The organism is Bacillota bacterium, from assembly GCA_040757205.1.
GTDB lineage: Bacteria > Bacillota > Desulfotomaculia > Desulfotomaculales > Desulforudaceae > Desulforudis.
In genome coordinates, this window is record JBFLXL010000009.1 from 58,657 (window position 1) to 79,413 (window position 20,757).

General features: G+C 56.9%; 21 protein-coding genes and 1 other annotated feature. Of the genes, 18 read left to right on the forward strand and 3 right to left on the reverse strand.

The genetic code is table 11. The annotated features are described in order from the left end of the window. Genes AB1402_07830 through AB1402_07840 form a run of 3 tightly spaced genes read left to right on the forward strand, consistent with a single transcriptional unit; the run spans position 1 to position 2,466 of the window. On the forward strand, positions 1-1,005 hold the full coding sequence (locus tag AB1402_07830) for a branched-chain amino acid ABC transporter permease (protein ID MEW6541505.1): 1,005 nt from the start codon (positions 1-3) through the stop codon (positions 1,003-1,005). Continuing rightward, on the forward strand, positions 986-1,756 hold the full coding sequence (locus tag AB1402_07835; GenBank protein ID MEW6541506.1) for an ABC transporter ATP-binding protein: 771 nt from the start codon (positions 986-988) through the stop codon (positions 1,754-1,756). The genes AB1402_07830 and AB1402_07835 overlap by 20 nt, the downstream gene beginning before the upstream one ends. Continuing rightward, positions 1,756-2,466 (forward strand): ABC transporter ATP-binding protein, encoded by a 711-nt coding sequence (locus AB1402_07840; GenBank protein ID MEW6541507.1) that lies wholly within the window; start codon positions 1,756-1,758, stop codon positions 2,464-2,466. Before AB1402_07835 ends, AB1402_07840 begins: the two co-directional genes overlap by 1 nt. Positions 2,467-2,525: 59 nt before the next feature. Here the strand turns inward: AB1402_07840 and AB1402_07845 are convergent, their stop codons facing one another. Beyond that, positions 2,526-3,287 (reverse strand): HAD family hydrolase, encoded by a 762-nt coding sequence (locus AB1402_07845; protein ID MEW6541508.1) that lies wholly within the window; start codon positions 3,285-3,287, stop codon positions 2,526-2,528. Positions 3,288-3,450: 163 nt separating this feature from the next. On the opposite strand from AB1402_07845, the gene AB1402_07850 reads away from it, so the two are divergent. From AB1402_07850 to AB1402_07870, 5 genes are all read left to right on the forward strand, one after another. Continuing rightward, positions 3,451-4,284 carry a putative sporulation protein YtxC gene (locus AB1402_07850; protein MEW6541509.1) on the forward strand — a complete coding sequence of 278 codons (834 nt, stop codon included), beginning with the start codon at positions 3,451-3,453 and terminating at the stop codon, positions 4,282-4,284. 195 nt (positions 4,285-4,479) lie between these two features. Further along, a complete protein-coding gene (locus tag AB1402_07855; GenBank protein MEW6541510.1) occupies positions 4,480-5,106 on the forward strand; it encodes a DUF445 family protein in 627 nt (208 codons plus the stop codon). A gap of 415 nt (positions 5,107-5,521) precedes the next feature. Beyond that, a complete protein-coding gene (locus tag AB1402_07860; protein MEW6541511.1) occupies positions 5,522-7,339 on the forward strand; it encodes an ATP-binding protein in 1,818 nt (605 codons plus the stop codon). A gap of 50 nt (positions 7,340-7,389) precedes the next feature. Continuing rightward, positions 7,390-7,761, forward strand: coding sequence for a response regulator (locus tag AB1402_07865; protein MEW6541512.1), 372 nt, complete (start codon positions 7,390-7,392; stop codon positions 7,759-7,761). A 37-nt stretch (positions 7,762-7,798) separates the two neighbouring features. Next, a complete protein-coding gene (locus AB1402_07870; GenBank protein ID MEW6541513.1) occupies positions 7,799-9,325 on the forward strand; it encodes an HD domain-containing phosphohydrolase in 1,527 nt (508 codons plus the stop codon). A 369-nt stretch (positions 9,326-9,694) separates the two neighbouring features. On the opposite strand, the gene AB1402_07875 is transcribed toward AB1402_07870, so the two are convergent. Beyond that, complete coding sequence (locus tag AB1402_07875) at positions 9,695-9,952, reverse strand: CopG family antitoxin (protein ID MEW6541514.1); 258 nt, start codon at positions 9,950-9,952, stop codon at positions 9,695-9,697. A 4-nt stretch (positions 9,953-9,956) separates the two neighbouring features. After that, a complete protein-coding gene (locus AB1402_07880) occupies positions 9,957-10,271 on the reverse strand; it encodes a hypothetical protein (protein ID MEW6541515.1) in 315 nt (104 codons plus the stop codon). Between the two features lie 148 nt (positions 10,272-10,419). Next, positions 10,420-10,635 (forward strand) — a binding site (T-box leader). Positions 10,636-10,716: 81 nt separating this feature from the next. Between AB1402_07880 and thrS the strand changes: the two genes are divergently transcribed. The 10 genes from thrS to AB1402_07930 all read left to right on the forward strand — a co-directional run bounded on the left by thrS (position 10,717) and on the right by AB1402_07930 (position 20,734). Then, positions 10,717-12,624: a threonine--tRNA ligase gene (gene thrS, locus AB1402_07885; protein ID MEW6541516.1), complete on the forward strand. Its 1,908-nt coding sequence runs from the start codon at positions 10,717-10,719 to the stop codon at positions 12,622-12,624. Between the two features lie 280 nt (positions 12,625-12,904). After that, positions 12,905-13,405, forward strand: coding sequence for a translation initiation factor IF-3 (gene infC, locus AB1402_07890; GenBank protein MEW6541517.1), 501 nt, complete (start codon positions 12,905-12,907; stop codon positions 13,403-13,405). 16 nt (positions 13,406-13,421) lie between these two features. Further along, positions 13,422-13,616 (forward strand): 50S ribosomal protein L35, encoded by a 195-nt coding sequence (gene rpmI, locus AB1402_07895; protein ID MEW6541518.1) that lies wholly within the window; start codon positions 13,422-13,424, stop codon positions 13,614-13,616. Positions 13,617-13,642: 26 nt separating this feature from the next. Then, positions 13,643-14,005 carry a 50S ribosomal protein L20 gene (gene rplT / locus AB1402_07900; GenBank protein ID MEW6541519.1) on the forward strand — a complete coding sequence of 121 codons (363 nt, stop codon included), beginning with the start codon at positions 13,643-13,645 and terminating at the stop codon, positions 14,003-14,005. A 91-nt stretch (positions 14,006-14,096) separates the two neighbouring features. Continuing rightward, complete coding sequence (locus tag AB1402_07905) at positions 14,097-14,744, forward strand: TrkA family potassium uptake protein (protein MEW6541520.1); 648 nt, start codon at positions 14,097-14,099, stop codon at positions 14,742-14,744. After that, positions 14,745-15,566, forward strand: a complete 822-nt coding sequence (locus AB1402_07910) for an RNA methyltransferase (GenBank protein MEW6541521.1) — start codon at positions 14,745-14,747, stop codon at positions 15,564-15,566. Between the two features lie 285 nt (positions 15,567-15,851). Beyond that, positions 15,852-16,871, forward strand: coding sequence for a phenylalanine--tRNA ligase subunit alpha (gene pheS, locus AB1402_07915; protein ID MEW6541522.1), 1,020 nt, complete (start codon positions 15,852-15,854; stop codon positions 16,869-16,871). A gap of 34 nt (positions 16,872-16,905) precedes the next feature. Beyond that, positions 16,906-19,308, forward strand: coding sequence for a phenylalanine--tRNA ligase subunit beta (pheT, locus tag AB1402_07920; GenBank protein ID MEW6541523.1), 2,403 nt, complete (start codon positions 16,906-16,908; stop codon positions 19,306-19,308). A 26-nt stretch (positions 19,309-19,334) separates the two neighbouring features. Next, complete coding sequence (locus AB1402_07925) at positions 19,335-19,610, forward strand: cell division protein ZapA (protein MEW6541524.1); 276 nt, start codon at positions 19,335-19,337, stop codon at positions 19,608-19,610. A 161-nt stretch (positions 19,611-19,771) separates the two neighbouring features. Continuing rightward, a complete protein-coding gene (locus tag AB1402_07930) occupies positions 19,772-20,734 on the forward strand; it encodes an NGG1p interacting factor NIF3 (protein ID MEW6541525.1) in 963 nt (320 codons plus the stop codon). The last annotated feature ends 23 nt before the right edge of the window (positions 20,735-20,757 follow it).

The following is a 20,757-nucleotide window of genomic DNA, read 5'->3' on the forward strand; positions in this document are numbered from 1 at the left end:
ATGGGAGTAAATAGCAACTATAAGCGGCTTGCCCTTTACGCGGCGGGGACCGTGGCGGTCTACGCGTTGATCAAGTTGCTGGTGCTGAGTGGATTCATCAATCCCTACTGGCAACGCGTGCTGGACCAATCCATGATCGTTGCCATCGGTGCCCTGGGCTTGAGCGTGATTTTCGGGATCTCCGGCCAGTTCTCCATCGGGCACGCCGCGTTTTACGGCATCGGTGCCTACACGGCCGGTTTGGTGACGAAGTCACTCGGCGGGGAGGCCGCTGCGTTTCTGGCGGCGCTGGTGGCCGGAGTGTTTATGGCCGCGCTGGTGGCGTTTTTGTTCGGCCTGCCTGTGCTACGCCTGACCTCGGATTACCTGGGGATTGCCACGCTCGGTTTTGGAGTCATTTGTAAGGTTGGTTTTGACAACGCCAACAAAGTCATTCCGGCTATGGGCGGCGCGACCGGCATGACCGGCGTCCCTCAGGTTGCCGATTTCGACTGGATTTTCCTGTTCTTTATTTTGAGCATTGTCCTGGCCCGCAATTTTGTACAGTCCGCCCAGGGAAGATCGTGTATGGCCCTGCGGGAAGACGAGGTCGCCGCCAACGTGATCGGCATCAACATCTTCCGGTACAAAATGCTGGCGTTCGTGTTCGGATGCGGCCTGGCCGGGTTGGCCGGCGCGCTGTATGCGCACCGGTATCCCTTCCTTCATCCCTCGAACTTCGACTTCCTGCCGTCGGTGGACTTCCTGATCATCGTTGTGCTCGGCGGGATGGGCAGCCTGACCGGCACCGTGGTCACCGCGATCGGTTGGGTGTTCCTGCTGGAGGTATTGCGGGCGGTCCTGGGAATGGCGTTTATGGACTGGCGGGGCGTGATCTACGCTTTGATCCTGGTGGTCACCATCCTGGTGCGGCGCCAGGGTCTCTTTGGAAACAAAGAATATGGTTTTCTGGCTCCGCGAGTGTTCAAGGCCAAGGAGGGTCCAAATGCCACTGTTAAAGGTTGATCAACTGGGGATTGATTTCGGCGGCCTGAAAGCGGTGAGCGACTTCAACCTCGAGATAAAGACCGGTGAGATCGTGGGGCTTATCGGGCCGAACGGCGCGGGCAAGACCACCGTATTCAACCTGATCACCGGCTACTTCCCGCCAAACACTGGTTCCATCACCTTCGACGGCAAGGTGATCACCGGCAAAAAGCCTTACCAGGTCTGCCAGTTGGGCATCGCCCGTACCTTCCAGAACATTCGGCTGTTTACGCAAAACAGTGTGATGGACAACGTGCGGGCGGCTTTTCAGCCCCGGACCCGTTACTGGCTGGCGGAAGCCTTCCTGCGTACACCGCGGTTTCTGGCCGAGGAAGCCCGGATTGTCGCCGAGAGCGAGGAGATTCTGGACACGCTGGGCCTCCTGCACCGGGCCGGCGACCAGGCCGGGTCGCTGCCGTACGGCGCCCAGCGCCGCCTGGAAATCGCCCGGGCCCTGGCCTGCAAACCGAGACTCCTTTTGCTGGACGAGCCCGCGGCGGGGATGAACCCGTCGGAAGTGCGCGAGTTGGTCGAATTGGTCAAATTCGTGAAGGAAAGGTTTGACGTGACCATTCTGTTGATTGAGCACCAGATGGGCCTGGTCATGAACCTGTGCGAGCGGCTGGTGGTCATGGATTTCGGCGTCACCATCGCCCAGGGTTTGCCCCACGAGGTGCGTGAGGACCCGAAAGTATTGAGCGCCTATCTGGGCAGAGGGGTGGTGGCTTGATGCTTGCGGTGCGAAACCTCAGTGTCTTTTATGGGGCTATTCAGGCCATCCAGGACATCTCCTTCGAAGTGCGGGAAGGAGAGATCGTCACCCTGATCGGGGCGAACGGCGCCGGCAAGAGCACGACCCTGCGCACCATTTCGGGTTTGATCAAAGCGAAAAGCGGCGAAATAGTGTTCCAGGATGAAATAATCACCAGCCTTAGGCCGCACGTAATCGTAGGCAAGGGTCTGATCCACGTGCCTGAAGGGCGGAAGATCATCGGTACTTTTACGGTACGCGAGAACCTGATGATGGGCGCCTACTCGCGAACGGACCGGGCCGGGATCGCGGACACGCTGGAGGAAGTGTTCACCCGCTTCCCCCGTCTTAAGGAACGGGAGAAGCAGTTGGGCGGGACGCTTTCCGGCGGCGAACAGCAGATGCTGGCCATCGGGCGGGGATTAATGGCCAACCCCCGCCTCCTGCTGTTGGATGAACCGTCGATGGGGCTTTCACCGATCTTGACGGAGGAGATCTTCTCAATCATCCGGACCATCAACCAGAAGGGCACGACCATTCTTCTGGTGGAGCAGAACGCCTATATGGCTTTCCAGATCGCGCACCGGGCCTATGTGTTGGAAACCGGGCGGGTGCTGATGTCCGGGGACTGCCGGACTATCCAGAACGACCCGAAGGTCCGTTCCGCCTACCTGGGCGAAATCGCCTGATTCCGGGGCTTCCCGAGCTAAAGCGAATCACCAGAGGGCTTCCGTCCAGGAAGCCCTTATTATCTGCTCCCGAGCCCCAGCAGTTCGGTGAAACAACTGATGGTGTAGTCCGGGGTGAGCAGCGGGTCGTCAGGCAGTTCGGTTCCCAGCCACCCCCCGGGCTTGAAGACGGTGGTCGCCCCGATGATGTTGCCGAAACGGATGTCGCGCTTGGGCGAGTCGCCGACCACCACGCAGTGGTCCGGGCTCCGGCCCCTGGCTTGCGCGAAAGAGGCCTCCCCGGCCTGCCTGGCCCGCCGGAAGGAGTCCTGACTTTTGCGTTCCAGGACGTTATGGTGAAAAAACGGACCAAGATCATGTGCCGCCAGCGTCCGGGCAATGCGTTGTTCCCGGCCCTCGGAATGCAGCACCAAAGTGTTCCCTTCGCTCCGGAGCTTGGCCAGGGTTTCGGTGACCCCAAAGAAAAGCGGGGGGCAGTGCGCTTGAAGGTGCGCGTAAAAGGCCGTCCCTGCCGGTTGGCTCTGGTCCCATTCCAGCGCCGGCGGTGCCGCGGCCGCCGCCAGGCGGACCGCCTCGTCGTGCGGCCGGCCGCGGTCGACCAGCAGCAGCGCTAAAGCCAACCGCGTATAGTCATACTCGAAGTCATCGAGCGCCAGGGCGAGACGAAAATCAAGCGCGCGCAGCAAATCCAGGGCCGCCGCGGTCTCCAGGCTGCACCCGCTGTCCCGCAGGTTGGCGGCCATCTTAAGTTGAGCGCCCAGAAACACCGCGTTCGTATCCCACAGGGTGTTGTCGGCATCGACGATATATACGCCACGCAACAAAAAAACCGGCCTCCGTTTCCGGTACAATTGACTCATTGTATTCGCGGCCGGTGCCCGGTTTCCCTTTTACTTGTTTTTAACCCCTTTTCCTTCCGGGCATATTGTATAGTGTTGCGGCCTACACTTGCTATTAAAATACCGGGAAAAGGGGGCCGGTCCGTTGGACGTCTATGTCTCCACGCAGGAACACCACGCCGCTCTTATGCACACTCTTTTAAAGCGGGAACTCCGCATCCTGAGAGGCAAGGGGATGCGGGTGGCTTTCAGGGAACGGCCCCCCGGCGTTTTCCGCTGCCGGATGAATGAGCCCCGGCTTTTCGGCCGGCGGGACCGCAGAGGTTTCCGGCAGGCGATCGCCAATGCGGTGACGGTGTTCGTGATCCAGGAGTGGGACTATTACGTCGGCCGCCGGCTCTTGATCAGCACCGGTTGGACGAATGACCGGGACTGGGAGATGGTCCGCGCCCGCCTGAAAGAGGACCGGTCCCTTTTCGACGGCTACCGGCACGAGTGCATGCACCGCCTGGTGTCTTACCTGGAAGACAACATCCGGTTGGACGTCGACGGCTTCGTCAACTTCCGGATGCCGGATTTTATCGACTATGTCGGGAAAGCCGCGGGCCGGATTCTGGACGACCTTTTGCTGGAACAGGAAAACCGCGAGTTCATCGGCGTGCTCCGGCAATTTGTAGAACGGCGGGAAGAACCGATGGACCTGGTGCACGTGGTGATGATGTCGGGAAATCGTTTTCAGATTTATGACCGGTCTATGCAGGTGGTGGCCAAAAGCGTGGATTCGGCGCCGGGTGCGGCAGACGACGAGGTCCGGCAGGAAGATCTTCTGATTTCAGCCCTGGTGACCCTGGCTCCCCGCCAGGTCACCCTGCACGGCAAGTGCATGGCGGCCACCTACAATACGCTGACCGAGGTGTTCCCCGGGGCCCTGCGCCGTTGCGCCGGGTGCAGGTACTGCCCGGCCCGGAACCAGGCCTGACGCAAGACCGACCCGTGGCCTTTATAACGAGAGCCATACCAAGGTTTCCAGGGACTGGTGCGAGATAATTTCCCCCGGAGTTGCGGCTATTTTTCACGCGTCAGTCCTGTGCCTCACGGCCCGTCCTTGCGCATATGCCCGAAATCTGGTATATTCTAGCCACTCCGAGGCCGCTTCCGCAAGGGTGTATGCTGTTTGTTCTTCCTATACGCGTTGACACTGCCGCTGGTTGGGGCGCTGATCGGGTGGGGGACCAATCTCATTGCCGTGTGGCTTCTGTTCCGTCCGTACCGGCCCTACAAGATCCCTTTCCTGCCGATCACCATTCAGGGGCTCCTGCCCAAGAGACGCCAGGATTTGGCCCGCAGCATCGGCGAGACGGTTGAAGCCGAACTGCTTTCCTTTGACGACCTGGTGGCGCAGGTCCATACTGAGGAAATGACGAAACGCCTGTCTCTCGCGGTCAGCGACGCGGTCCACGAAGCGGTGATGGCCCGCACTCCCGGGATAATCCCGGGGTCCGTGAAGAAGGCGCTGGCCGATACCCTGGCCGACATGGTGGAAGACCGGGTGCCGGACATTATTGACTGGCTGGCCGACGAGGTGACCCAGGCGGCCCGGGAGGAGATCAAGATCGCCCGGATTATAGAAGACCGGATGAATTCGTTTCCCTTGGAAGCCCTGGAAAAAATCATCTTCCGGGTGGCTTCCAAAGAGATCAAGCACATCACGGTGCTGGGCGGGGTTTTGGGCTTCCTGATCGGCCTGGTCCAGGTGCTTTTTCTGTATCTGGCCCGGGTGTTCGGCACGCCGGTGATTTAGGGAAAGAGTTTAGAATCCAGAATTCGCTACAATTCAAAAGTCAGGCACCTGACAAAATCAAGCAAACTCTTCACCCTCGATCCGGCAAGTAACAAAGTAAAAGTATAAATACCCAGTTCATAAGGGTCTCACAGAGTTTCACGCGTCGGGCGTCAAAGTCGGGTTAGAGGATTTTGGTCATTTTGTTGAAAATTGTTAATGGACACCAGTAGGTCATGCTTGCTGAAAGGTAAAGATCGGTTGGTACGCCGGGAAGCGGCTTTTGCCCCTGGTTGACTTGGTAACCCAAGAGCGGCGGAAGCTTTGGCCGCAATTTTAAACGACTATGACGAGCACGTCCGGATGCGGCCAAAGATTGGAGCTGATTAGCAGCGAGAGTCTTTTTTGAATTCCTTTGGAGCAGAGGAAGGCTGCCGTGGTTAAATTAACCAAATGGATCTTGAAATCGAAACTTAGAATTGTCCTTATTGGTCTGCTTATTCCGAGCATTCCTCTCTTAGCGCTGGCCGGATTTTTTAATTTTACATTAGCGGATAATGTTGGCCAATTGCTGACCAATAAAATTTATATGACCGTCACGAATGTCGAAGAACGTATAGAAATCAGTATGGCCCGTGATATTGCCGCAGCGCAAGTATTTGCCACCAGACCGCATCTGTTGGCGATGATTCAGCAGGGCGATACGGACTGGATGAATAGGCACCTGGAGCATTTAATTGACAATATGGAGCACATGGACAAAGCTACCATTGTCAACGCACAGGGGCTTCAGATCGCCAACTATCCGTTTATTCCCGAAACAATCGGGATGGACTTTTCGCACCGGGACTATTTCCTGGGCGTGACGAAACACTGGTCGCCTTATGTTTCAGAGTTTTTTCTGAGAACAACAGAGCCAAGGCGCTATGTTTTTTCCATCGCTGTCCCGCTCAAGCTGGAAGGCGTCCCGTTAGGCGTGCTGACCATGCAGCCAAAAGCCGACTATTTCACCAGACTGCTGGATGGTATAATTATCCCTGAAGGTCGCATCATCGTCGTCGACCGTAAAGGTCGTTTGGTTTACAGTTCTTTAACAGGAGGCAAAATCATAGACCCCGAAGACCTTTCCGCCCGACCTGTGGTCCGGAAACTGATGCAAGGGCAAAGCGGGTTTGAGGAAACTGTAGATATTGAGACAAACGAACCGGTATTTACCTCCTATCGCCCGATCGGCGAGTATGGTTGGGGGGTTGTCGTTGATGTTCCAACGAGGGTAGCCATGGCGCCACTTATACTAATGTTAAAATGGATGGCTGCGGTCACTTTATTTTTGCTTTTAGCGGGCGGTTATTTTGGATATCGCTGGTCGTTGCTGCTGGAATCGGAAAAAGAGATCGCGTTAAAATTGCATCAAAAAACAACGGAGGTTTTTGCCAAAAATAATCAATTAGCCCGTATAAACGAGGAGATGGAAGCGCTGAACCAACAACTCGCCGATGCGTCAACGGCGAAATCCAGATTTCTAGCCAATATGTCCCATGAACTGAGGACCCCGATGAACTCCATCATCGGTTTTTCACAGATTCTGGAGGATGGTTTTGCGGGGGAGCTAAACAAAAAGCAAAAAGAATATGTCGGCTATATCCTGACCAGCGGCACCCACCTATTATCTCTCATCAACGATATCCTCGACCTTTCCAAGGTGGAGGCGGGTAAGATTGAATTGGAATTAACCAGCTTTCCAGTCAGGGAGGCGCTGGAGGAGGCAGCCGCCCAGTTTGTGGAAATATGCCGGGAACAGAATATTCAACTGAAGATAGCTATAGAACCGCAGGCCGTCCGGGAGCTGGAAGCTGACAAGAGAAAGTTCAAGCAGATACTGCTTAATCTCTTGAGCAACGCCGTAAAATTTACACCCGCTGGTGGTGCTGTCTCTGTTACCGCCAGGCTCTCTTCAACAGCAATGGTTGGCTTATCAATGGCGGAGGATGGTTCCGCTCTGCCTTACAGGGAATTTATAGAAATCGCGGTTTCCGATACCGGGATCGGGATTAAACCTGAGGATCAGAACAAGCTTTTCAAGCCTTTTTCGCAACTTGAATCATCGTATAATAAAAAATATGAAGGAACAGGTCTGGGGCTGGCCCTGACTAAAAAGCTCGTTGAGCTTCATAACGGTATGATCTGGGTTGAAAGCGAATTCGGCCGGGGCAGCACGTTTACCCTTACCCTTCCGCTTAAGCAAGCGGGTTAAAGGATCAGCAATGCTTACTTGGTGTTATAACTGAGAGGTGATATTTGCTGATGAAGATTTTAATCGTTGAGGATAATGGGAAAAACAGAACCCTGTTAAAAGATCTGTTGCATTACCACGGTTATGACACGATTGAAGCCAAAGATGGCGCAGAAGGCATCTCTCTGGCCAAAGAGCATCTTCCCGACCTTATTCTCCTGGATATTCAAATACCGGTTATGGATGGATTAACCGTCCTGAAGATATTAAAAGAGAGCGATGAAACCAGGAACATTAAAGTTGTGGCGCTTACTTCTTTTGCCATGAAGGGCGACAAGGAAAAACTTTTAGCGGCCGGGTTCGATCATTACATCTCAAAGCCGATAGATACAAGAGAGCTGCCTAAACTGATCAAACAAATTTTCACGGACAATAGCACTTAAACCCTTGACAATAACTAAATTGCCCGTGGAGGATTTCATGCCTAACAAGCCTAAAATTTTGTGCGTTGATGACGAACTTGTAAACCTTAAACTGCTCGAATCCATTCTCGTTCCTTCAGGTTATGAGGTAATCTTGGCACAAGATGGTGCCAGCGCTTGGGACAAAATCGCTGAACAACAGATAGACCTCATTCTTCTTGATGTAATGATGCCGGGGATAAACGGCTTTGAGCTGTGCGCCATGATTAAAGAGAGCGAGAAATATCGCCATCTGCCGGTTATTATACTTACGGCCTTGACGGCAAAAGAATCACGCATCAAAGGGATTGAGGCAGGTGCGGATGACTTTATTTCAAAACCTTTTGATTATGCGGAGGTCTTGGCCAGAATAAGGATGCTCTTGAAGGTAAAGTCGTTGAACGACAGCTTACTGTATGCTTACAGCAGCATCAACTCTCTGACCGAGTTTGGCGAGGTGGTCGTTAAGAGATTCAATCCCCTGAGTTTTGATCAATTAAATGCAATTGACGGGCTGGTAAATCAGATTATCAATAAGGATGACAGCGGTTTCGGTTTCGGAAAGCCCGTCATTATGCTGATGAGCATTTCTGGATTTAACGGCGGTTGGCAATGGTTTATTTATCAGTCAGTCTACAGCGTGCTTAAAAGATCGGTCCTGGAGATTGATATTGATCGCGAAATAGCTTTCTTTAAAACAAATATGGGGAAAACCGGGTTTTATAGCCGGGAGGATATGGCCAAACCGGAATTTAAGCAATTTGGCGATAAAATGCAGACGATCGATATAGCACTGGAAAATGTGGTTTTTCACATCGACAATGACCTTTGCCTTTTGGCGCTCAATTACGACCGGGAGATCACTCGTTATGATCTTACTGTTTTGGAAAATCTGGTGATGCAGATACTTTTTCTGAGGTCTTTATCAGCGCAAATCAAAGATACGGAGAATGCGTTTGTCTATACCGTGCAGGCGCTGGCGCGAGCCGCTGAAGCTAATGATGAGGATACCGGAAATCACATTATAAGGGTGGGCGAATACAGCGCCGTGATCGCAGAGGAGCTCAACATGAATGAAAAATTTGTCACGGCGATGAGGGTTCAAGCGCCTTTGCATGATGTGGGCAAAATTCATATTCATCCGGATATCTTAAGAAAACCCGGTCGGCTGACCAAAGAAGAATTCGCCGGGATAAAAAAACACACTATTTTCGGTGCAAAAATTATCGGTGAACACCATAGGCTAAAGACAGGTGCCTTGATAGCCCTCTCGCATCATGAACGATGGGATGGAAGCGGCTATCCCAGCGGATTGAAAGGAGAGCAGATTCCACTGGAGGGTAGAATATTAAATCTGGTTGACCAATATGACGCCTTAAGGAGCCGGCGCCCTTACAAACCGGCAATGGACCACGATCAGGCCGTGCAGATCATTACTGAAGGCGACGGCAGGACGATGCCTGCTCATTTTGACCCCCGCGTCCTGGCTGCGTTTAAGCAGTCAGCCGCCCGGTTTGCGGAGATATACGCCAGGTTGGAAAAATAAATGTAACTGGTATGTTGAAAGTGGCTCAGTTTTGGGTTGACAAAAAGAGGAGCGGCGGACCCTGTGAAGCACATCTAAGAAACTATCCTGACTTAGTATGAAAGTATGATAAAGACGATGTGCTGGATTACTTATACGCCCGGCAAGTCACCTATCCGCATCGGGGGGGCACCGGTCAATTAGCGAAACGGGCTATCCAGATAATGGCACAATGCAGTGGCACGTCACTTTTGCTTGCCTTAAAAGTCTTGATTTTACAGGATTCCTATGGGCAGCTTAAACCCGATCGAGGCCCTGCGGCGGGAGTGATTTGAACCTCAATCCGGCAAGTAACCGCCGTTTTTTCTCCTAATAACCGCAGGGTGATTGCTATTTGGGGGAGTGGTTTTCGAGGAACTGCTTGACGGCCATGCGGATGAATGTCGAGCGATCCACGCCGAGACGACGGGCTGCCCGGCTGATGGCCAGCATATCTCCTGCTTCAAACCGTACGGTCTGTACCAGGCTCTTGGGTGAATATTCAACGGTTTCAATCGTTCCTTCTTCGAACTCCGTGGAGTCATGGGCATCCCAAAAGGCCGCCATCTCCTCAATGGTATTGAATTCGGGCAGTTTCTTCCTGGACATGCTGTTAACCACCTTTCCGATTGGTTTTGTTGTAGTAGTTTCTCTCCCTGGTAGTCATGTCCCTGACCGTTACCGGCATAAACATATTGTTCAACGGTGGTTCTTGGAGGATAATGACCGGAATGAGCAGGTATCTTCCTTCTGCCGACCGACCGTAGACCAAGTATGCTGGTGAACGCCCAAGGGATTTGGTCTTGACCCAGAGCGGAGGGGAATCTTTGTTTTCCAGGACTTCGTGTACTTCCAGCGGCGAAGCGCGCTTGGCGAAGTGCTGAGCACGATGTTGCGGGATGTAACAGCCATGTACCTTGGACGTCATCACCCACCTCCGCGTATTCTTTTACAATACATTGTATAATGATTAGGATACAAGTGCAAGTGTAGAATCCTTTCCATTCCCATTTTGCCGTTGACTTTATGACCTTGATCCCATATAATTTCGCCAGAATAGAGAACAACCGGTCATAGAAAATACATTGAAAGGGCGAGTAGGCCCGCCGACCTTACAGAGAGGATGTGCCCCGGGCTGTAAGCACATCCAGGCGACGGCCGGCCGAAGACCACCCCGGAGTTGCCCGGTGAGGAGCCGGGCCGGCCGCAGCCGTTACCTGCGCCTGAAGCGGGAAGCCGCCATACGGCTTCCAAGCAGGGTGGAACCGCGGGAAATGACTCCCGTCCCTGAGGGGCGGGGGTTTTTGTTTTGGAGCACCCGTTCGCGGTTTTTCGACAACGGGGATTATTTTGGAATCTGGGAGGACCGCTGAATGAACATTACGCTCAAGGACGGAAAAGTGGTCGAGTATCCCGAGGGCGTCACCCCGGCGGAGGTGGCCCGGGACATCGCGCCCCGCCTGGCGAAAGATGCCGTGGCGGCCCGGGTGAACGGGCGGCTGTGGGGGCTGAACCAGCCCCTGGCGGAGGACGCCGCGCTGGAATTCCTCACTTTCGAGGATGAGGAAGCCCGCCTCGTTTACCGCCACAGCACGTCGCACGTTTTGGCCCAGGCGGTGAAGCGGCTCTTTCCGGACGCCCGGTTGGCGATCGGCCCGGCCATCGCCGACGGTTTCTATTACGATTTCGACGTGTCCCGGGCCTTCACGCCCGAGGATCTGGAGCGCATCGAAAGTGAGATGGAGAAGATCATCGCCGCCGATCTGCCCATCGAACGTTTTGAACTGCCGCGGGACGAGGCCCTGGAGTTGGTCCGCGGGGAGGGTGAGGATTGCAAAGTGGAGTTGATCTCCGGCCTGGCGCCGGACGCGGTGATTTCCTTCTACCGCCAGGGTGAGTTCACCGACCTTTGCGCCGGGCCGCACCTGCCGTCCACGGGGCGGATCAAGGCGGTGAAGCTGCTCAATGTGGCCGGCGCCTACTGGCGGGGGGACGAGCGGAACAAGATGCTGCAGCGCATCTACGGCACCTCGTTCCCCAAGGCGGCCCTTTTGAAAGAGCACCTGTTCCGGCTGGAGGAAGCCAAGCGGCGCGACCACCGCCGCCTGGGGGCGGAACTGGACCTTTTCAGCTTTCACGACGCCGGCCCGGGGTTTCCGTTTTTCCACCCCCGGGGGATGGTGCTGCGCAACGAACTGGAGCGTTTCTGGCGGGAAGAGCATGCGCAGAAAGGTTACCTGGAAATCCGCACGCCGATCATCCTGCGCCGGGAACTCTGGGAGCACTCCGGGCACTGGGAGCACTACCGGGAGAACATGTATTTCACCACCATCGACGAGGAGAAGTACGCGGTGAAACCGATGAACTGCCCCGGCGGGATCCTGGTTTACCGGAGCAGGCTTAAAAGCTACCGGGAACTGCCGGTCAGGCTCGGCGAACTGGGGCTGGTCCACCGCCACGAAATGTCCGGCGTTTTGCACGGGCTGATGCGGGCGCGCTGTTTCACCCAGGACGACGCCCACATCTTCTGCCGGCCGGAGCAGGTGGAGGAGGAGATCGTCCGCATCATGGACCTGACGGAGTATTTTTACCGGCAGGTCTTCGGGTTTGACTATCACGTGGAGCTGTCCACCAGGCCGGAGAAGTCCATGGGTGCGGACGAAATGTGGGAGTCCGCCACCGGGGCGCTTGTGCGCGCGCTGGCGCAAAAGGAGGTCAACTACAAGGTCAATGAGGGTGACGGCGCCTTCTACGGGCCGAAAATAGATTTTCACCTGCGGGACTGCCTCGGACGCACCTGGCAGTGCGGGACCATTCAGGTGGACTTTCAAATGCCGGAGAAGTTCGAACTCGAGTACGTCGGCGAGGACGGGCAGCGCCATCGCCCGGTGGTGATCCACCGGGTCATTTACGGCAGTATGGAGCGGTTCATCGCCATCCTGACCGAGCATTTCGCCGGGGCGTTCCCGGTGTGGCTGGCGCCGGTGCAGGCGCGGGTGCTGCCGATCACCGACCGGCACGCCCCCTACGCCCGGGAGGTGACCGAAACCTTGCTGCGGGCCGGGGTACGGGCCGAGTTCGACGGGCGCAATGAGAAGGTGGGCTACAAAATCCGTGAGGCCCAAGTCTTGAAAGTCCCGTACATGCTGGTCACCGGTGACCGCGAGGCCGAATCGGGGACGGTGGCCGTCCGGCACCGTTCCGCGGGCGATCTGGGCTCAATGGCGTTGAACGATTTTACCGGCCGGCTGGTCCGGGAGATCGAAAGCCGAGCCCGCTAGGTCTGGATGGATGCGCAAAAAACCTGAATAGTGAGGAAAAACAGCCGTCGTTTGCGGAAAATCCCTTGACTGGGCCCCATTGACCGTGCTATGATTCCTCCTGTAATTAATGACAAAAGTTGCAAGTAAGTAGAAGCCAACCCGCTTCTCACCTCACGACGGTTCAGTCGCCTGAGGTTACTCCGGGCCGGAGGCGTTGGTGCGCTCTTTCAGCGGGTGGTTGCCCGCTCTTTTTTACGGAATTTCAGGAGGTGTAAAGGTCATTTCCAAGGACCAACGCGTGAATCTGGAAATCAGGGCCCGCGAAGTCAGGGTCATTGATTCTGACGGGGCCCAGTTGGGGATCATGCCCCTGCGAGACGCGCTACGTCTGGCCGAGGAGAAAGGTCTGGACCTTGTTGAGGTCGCTTCACAGGCCAGGCCGGTTGTTTGCCGAATAATGGACTTCGGCAGGCACAAGTACGAGCAAAGCAAGCGGGACAAGGAAGCCCGCAAGAGACAGCGGATTATCACGATCAAGGAAGTCAAGCTCCGTCCGGGGATCGAGGATCACGACTTCCAGACCAAGGCCCGGAACGCGGTCCGCTTCCTGAAGGACGGTGACAAGGTTAAAGTAACCCTTATCTTCCGGGGAAGGGAAATCGTCCACCCGCACCTGGGGCAGCAGCTTCTAAAAAAGCTGGCTGAACAGGTCGAGGAGTTGGCCATCATTGAAAGGGCTCCGAAACTGGAAGGCCGTAACATGATTATGATCTTGGCCCCGAGGCAGAATCAGCAATGAAAGGAGTGTGGCCACCTTGCCGAAGATCAAGACCCATCGCGGGGCTGCCAAGCGTTTCAAGAAAACCGGCACCGGCAAATTCCGGGCCAAGCACGCTTTTTTGAGTCACATTCTGGAGAAAAAAACCGCCAAGAGGAAGCGCCGGTTGCGCAAGAAGTTCGTCCTGAGCACCGGTGACGTCCGGAAACTAAGAGCAATGATTCCTTACTAAAGACCGGCGAAGGAGGCCATTAGACAATGCCACGTGTAAAAAGCGCCGTAGTGGCCAGAAAACGGCACAAGAAAGTGTTAAAGCTCGCCAAGGGTTACTGGGGAGCGAAGAGTAAGCTTTATCGAGTAGCGAACCAGCAGGTGATGCGCTCCCTGCTGTACGCCTACCGGGACCGGCGCGCCAAGAAACGCGATTTCCGCCGGCTGTGGATCACCAGAATCAACGCCGCGGCCCGCCTGAACGGAATGTCCTACAACCGCTTCATCGAGGGGCTGCGCCGGGCGGGAGTGGAAATCAACCGCAAAGTGCTGGCGGAACTGGCCGTGAAGGACCAGGCGGCCTTCGGTCAATTGGTCCAGATGGCCAAGTCCCAGCTGGAAAGCAAGTAGAAAGCAGTGAAAACCCAAGCGGCATGGCGCAAGGTATTTAAGCGGCCGTGCCTTCTTTTTTCTGTAGTAAATTAAGACAGGCGGGTTAAGAATGAAACAATTCGCCGTAATCGGCTTGGGGCGTTTCGGATCGAGCGTGGCCGCCACACTGGCCAGAATGGGCTACGATGTGCTGGCCGTCGACACCGACGAGCAGAAAGTAGAACAAATCGTGGACCGGGTGACCCACGCCGTGCAGGCCGACGCTCTGGACGACGATTCCCTGAAGGCCTTGGGAATGCGTAACTTTGACGTGGTGATCGTGGCGATCGGACACGATATGCAGGCCAGTATCCTGACTACGGTCATGCTCAAAGAGATGGGTGTAAAGACAGTGGTGGCCAAGGCCAACACCGAGCTTCATGGGCGGGTGCTGGCCCGGGTCGGGGCCGACAAAGTAGTTTTCCCGGAACGAGACATGGGCGTACGTGCCGCCCGCAGCCTGGTATCGAAGAACCTGCTGGACCATATCGACCTTTCCCCCGACTTCAGCATCGCCGAGCTGGTGACCCCGAAGGAATTCGTGGGCAAAAGTCTTCTGGAGGCCGGGGTCAGAGGAAAGTTCGGCGTAAGTATTCTGGCGATTCGGCGGGGGGCCGAAATACTGATCGCCCCCGGGGCCCGGGAAGTAATCCGGGAGGGAGACGTACTGGTGGCCATCGGACGGAATGAGCGCTTGGAGCAACTGGGAGGGGATTAGGTGCGGATTACCTCACGGTCCAACGAGCGCGTCAAGTACCTGAAAAAGTTTCACGAAAAGAAGCACCGGGACCAGGAAAACGGCTTTTTGGCCGAGGGTTTCAAGGTGATTGAAGAAGCCTTGCAAGCCGGCTGGGAGGTGCGCATGCTGCTCTATACTCCGGATGTGCTCCGCCACCCGCGCGGTGTGGCGCTGCTGGATAAAGCTCACGCCACCGGCACCATCGAACTCTGGGAATGTGAAAAACAGGTGCTGGCCGCGGTGGCCGACACTAAGACGCCTCAGGGGGCATTGGCACTGATTGCCAAGCCGGAACACTCACTTGACGTCCTGCTGCAGGGCCGGGGCACCCCGTTGGTGATCGTGCTGGACGGTCTTCAAGATCCCGGAAATCTGGGCACGATCATCAGGACGGCCGACGCGTGTGAACTCCAGGGCGTCATCACCCTCGAGGGCACCGTCGATCTATTTCACCCGAAAGTCGTGAGGGCCTCGGCGGGAGCGTTGTTTCACCTGCCGGCTTTTGCGGATCTGGCTGCGTCAACGGTCGTGGAATTCTTCACCGGCGCCGGCGTTCAGAAGTTCGTGGCCGACCCCCGCGGCGAATACTCACTCTACGAGTGCGACTTCAGCCGGCCCACCGCGCTTTTCATGGGCAACGAGGCCCGGGGCTGCGGGGAAATGCTCCATGCTGCCGCCGACCGGGTGGTGGCCATACCCATGCCCGGCCAGGCCGAGTCTCTGAACGTGGGCGTTGCCGCCTCGCTTTTCATCTATGAAGCAGTGCGGCAGAGGCTCAAATCTTCCTTGTCTTTGCCTTGAGCTTATGATATACTCACGGCGAAAGGCTTCCAAAAAAGAATTGTGAAAGGTGTGGGACCTGATGCATTTGACCGCCGAATTTTTTTGGAGGCTTTTTGAAACCACCGGCTCGATAAGGGCCTATATGATTTATCGGAGGTTGGCCCTCCAGTAGACATAGGTTTCCCTTGTTCTCGTCCAAAAAGTTCCTCATTGGGACGATTTTTTATTTTGGGCGGGCGCACAAAAGGAATTTTCAGGGTTAAACTAGAAAGAGAGTATTTGAAGGGGGATTGGAGTAGCGCAATGCGCGAAAAGCTGGCCGAGGTTGTCGAGGAAGCTGAAAGAGTGATCGCGGGTGCTTCCAGCGTAGAGGCTGTCGAAGAGGCGCGCATCAGGTACCTGGGGAAAAAGGGCGTCCTGACCCAGGTCTTAAGGGGCATGGGTTCGCTGTCAGCCGCCGAGCGCCCGGTGGTGGGCAAGTTGGCCAACGAATCAAAGGAACGCCTCGAACAGGCCCTCGCCGTAAGAAGCGCCTTTTTGAAACAGGAGGAAAAGGCGGCCAGGCTGGCGGCCGAGCGGATCGACGTCACTTTGCCCGGAGTGCTTCCTCACTTGGGCGGTATACATCCCTTGACCAGAGTGCGTATCGAAATAGAGAATATCTTTCTGGGTCTTGGCTACCAGATCGTGGAGGGGCCGGAGGTCGAGCTGGAATATTACAATTTCGAGGCGCTCAATTTCCCCAAAGACCACCCGGCGCGCGATATGCAGGACACCTTCTTCATCACCGACGAGGTGCTGCTTAGGACCCATACCTCACCGGTACAGGTCCGGACCTTTGAGAAGACGGCACCGCGGGTTCCGGTCCGAATTATTGCGCCCGGCAAAGTGTACCGGGAAGACGACGACGCCACCCACTCCCCGATGTTTAACCAGGTTGAGGGGTTCGCGGTAGACACCCGCATTACCTTGGGTGATCTGAAGGGGACGCTGGTCCACTTCGTGCGGGAGATGTTCGGTGAACGCCGGATGCGTTTCCGGCCGAGCTTTTTCCCCTTCACCGAACCGAGCGCCGAGGTGGACATTTCGTGTGTGATCTGCGGGGGCGATGGGTGCCGTGTGTGTTCCCACACCGGCTGGCTTGAGATTCTTGGTGCGGGGATGATCCATCCCCGGGTGCTGGAGGTAGCGGGCTACGATGCCGAGAAGGTGAACGGTTTCGCGTTCGGGATGGGTATTGAGCGGGTGGCTATGCTCAAATATGGTATCGACAACATCCGTCTTTTCTTCGACAACGACCTTCGTTTTTTGAATCAATTCTAGAGTTTTGGTATCCGACAAGGAGGTTTATGCCCGCGTGCGGGTTTCGGTCAATTGGCTCAAGGAATTTGTGGATATCCCGGTGACCACGGCGGAGTTGGCCGACCGCCTGACTTTAGCCGGAGTGGCCGTCGACCGGATTGACAAACCTAGTGCGGGCGTTTCGGGCGTGGTCACCGGCAAGGTGGCGGAGGTGCAGCCGCACCCCAACGCCGACCGGCTTCTGATCGCCTTGGTGGACATCGGCGGGGAAACCCTGCAGATCGTTACGGGTGCTGCGAACTTCAAGGTCGGTGATGTCGTCCCGGTAGCCCCGCTGGGGGCGGTCCTGGCCGGTGATTTGACTATCAGGCGGGCCAAATTCCGGGGTGTGGAATCCCGGGGGATGATGTGTGCCGCCGACGAACTGGGCATCGGTGACGACCACGAAGGCATTCTGATCCTGCCCCCGGATACCCCGGTAGGTGTGGACGCGGGCCCCGTTCTGGGATTGGACGACGAGATTCTGGAACTGGACCTGACCCCTAACCGGGGCGACTGCCTGTCGGTGTTCGGTGTGGCCCGGGAGGCGGCCACCCTGCTGGCAACACCCCTGAAACGCAGAAAACCGGCCTTTCCGGAACTGGACCTTCAGGCCGCGCGCATGGCCCGGGTGGACATCGAAGATCCGCACCTCTGCGGCCGCTACGTGGCCCGGGTGCTGGTCGACGTCCGGGTCGGACCCTCCCCGCTTTGGATGCAGACCCGGCTGTTTACGGCCGGTCTAAGGCCGATCAGCAATATCGTGGACGTCACCAACTACGTAATGCTGGAGCGGGGACAGCCTCAGCATGCTTTTGATTACGACGCCGTGCATAACGCCCACGTCATTGTGCGCCGGGCCCGTGCCGGGGAGACGCTGGCAACCTTGGACGGCAACGAGCGGAGCCTGGCTCCGGACATGCTTTTGATCACCGACCCCCGGACGGTCATCGGCATCGCCGGCGTTATGGGCGGTCTGGACTCGGAGGTGACTGCGGACACCAAGCGGGTCCTATTGGAGTCGGCCTATTTTAATCCGGTCAGTATCCGGCGGACTTCCCGCGCGCTCGGTTTGCGCTCGGAGGCCGCCACGCGCTTTGAAAAGGGGGTTGACCCGGAAGGGTGCCTGACGGCGGCCGACCGGGCGTTGGAACTCATGCAGGCCATCGGCGCCGGCCGTGCCGCGGCGGGTGCCGTTGACGTTTACCCGGAACCCTATGCGCCCCGGACAATTATTGTGCGGCCGGAACGCGTGGAGGAGATACTGGGCCTGGCTGTGCCGGCCAAGACCACCCGGGACATTTTGGAACGGCTCGAATTCGCCCCGCGGATATCCGAAGGCAAGTTCCTGGTGCGCGTTCCGTCCCACCGGACCGACATTTCACGTGAGATAGACCTGATTGAGGAACTCGCCCGGATCCACGGCTACCAGCAGATACCCGCGAGCCTGCCCTTCGGTGAGACCGTCCCGGGAGTTCGGACCGGGGCGCAAGTGTTGGAGTCCAGGCTCAAGCAACTGCTGGTGGCGTGCGGGCTGACCGAAGTCGTCACCTACACCTTCACCAACCGTAAGGTTTTCGACCGGTTGCGGCTGCCCGGCAATTCTGAGTTTTGCCGGACGGTGCGGTTACGAAACCCCCTGAACGAAGAACAGACCGAGATGCGCACCCTGCTTTATCCCAGCCTGCTGGACGTTCTGGCCCGCAACTACCAACGGCGGAACACCGACGCCGCCCTGTTCGAAACCGGTCGGGTTTACCGTCCCCGCGATAACGCGCCCTTGCCGGAGGAGAGCCTGCGGCTGGCCGCGGCGCTGATGGGGCGCACGCCGGCCGGCTGGCGCAAAAGGCACGAGCCGCTCGATTTCTTCTTCCTGAAGGGCGTCCTGGAAAGCCTGGCCCGGGAAATCGGTCTTGGTCCGCTTGTCTTTACGGCGGAGCAGAATGAACCTTCGTTTCACCCGGGGCGGACCGCGCGCCTGCGTGCCGGGGAAGCGGACCTCGGCATTGTCGGAGAGCTGCACCCGGAGGTGCTCGAGGCGTACGACTTGCCCCCGGGCGTGGTAGTCGCCGAGATTGATTTGGACCTGGTGTTGGCCATGGACAAGAAGACGCCCATCTTTGTCCCGCTGCCGCGTTTCCCGGGCGTGGAACGCGACCTGGCCGTGGTGATTGGGAAAGAAATCCCCGCCCTTGAGGTGACGGCCCTGATCCGGCGGGCGGGTGGGGAGTTGCTCCGGGAACTGCACCTTTTTGACGTTTACGAAGGACGTCAAATCCGGGAGGGTTTCCGTAACCTGGGCTTTTCCCTCCTTTTCCGGGCCGATGACCGTACGCTGACGGATGAAGAGGTGGGCCCGCACCTCAACGAAATCATCCAGGTCCTGGAAGACACGTATGGCGCCCAGTTGCGGGTATAGTCCCTGAACCGAAGGGGGGAGATGCGATGGCCGGGCCTACGAGCAGGGTCGAGGTTGAGATTTTTGGGGAACGTTACATTCTTCGGGGGGACAGGCCCCCGGACTATATCCGCCGTATTGCCCAGGAGGTTGACGAGAGGGTCCGGGACATCGGTAACCGCCACGCCCGCATCCCGGTCGCCACGGCGGCGATTCTGGCCGCCGTTAATCTGGCTGATGAGTTGAAACGTCTCCAGGAGAGCTATGACGCTCTGGTGAAAATGATCGAGGGGGAAGATCAGGAAAGGAAGAAGAAGAAGTAACCTTCTTTGCCGACGGATTGGAAAGGGGGCGTGCCGGGTCCCCTTTTTTGTTTGCAGTCATCCAAAAAGACGGCGTTTTTGGGTAAACTAGGTTTAAGGCCCTGGAAAACTTAGGCTTATGTTTCGAGTGCCGAAGTCTGAAAGGAGGAAGACTCTCAGGAATGAACATCGGCGAGATATACACCTTGGCGGTAAAAAGGGGCATGGAACATGACCCGCGGGGGTTGGAAGGGGCGGAGAAAGTCCTGGCCCGGGAAAGGGAGCGCTTTGCGGGGCTTAAAGAGGAGGAACGCGACGAGTTCGATCAGGAGCGGTTAACGAACCCCTACTCGGACACCCGGATCTTGTATGGCGACCCCGAAACGCCGGTGCGCCTGGTGCTGGCCGGGGTGGATATGGAGGTGGGGGAGCTTTTGTTGGCCGACCGCCTGCGTGAACGCGGCCGCTCAATCGACCTGGTGATCACGCACCACCCGGAAGGCAAAGCGTTGGCGTCGTTGCACGAAGTGATGCACCTCCAGGAAGATGTGCTGGCCCGTCTGGGGGTGCCCATCAACATTGCCGAGGGAATCTTGGCTTCGCGGATCAGCGAGGTGAAACGGGGCATCCTGCCGCTGAACCACAACCGGGCCGTGGACGTGGCCCGGATCTTGGATATCCCTTTTATGTGCCTGCACACCACCACCGACAACCTGGTCAACGATTTCCTCCAGAAGTACCTGGATGAACGCCGGCCCGAAACCTTGAAAGACCTCCTGAAAACCCTCAAGGAATTGCCCGAGTACAAGGAAGCCGTACGCCTGAATGCGGGGCCCACGATCGTGATCGGCAGCCCCGAACGGCGCGCCGGCAAGATCGTGGTCGACATGACCGGCGGCACCGGGGGTTCGGAGGACGCCTACGCCCGGTTGGCCAACGCCGGGGTGGGCACCCTGGTGGTGATGCACATCAGCGAGAAACACCGCAAGGAGGCGGAAACAAACCACGTCCAGGTGGTCGTCGCCGGGCATATGGCCAGTGATTCCCTGGGCTTGAACCTATTCCTCGATGAACTCGCCCGGCACGGCATCGAAATCGTGCCCTGCGCCGGCCTCCTGCGGGTGAACCGCGCGGCAGAACAGTAAAAACATCCTGAACACGGAGGTTT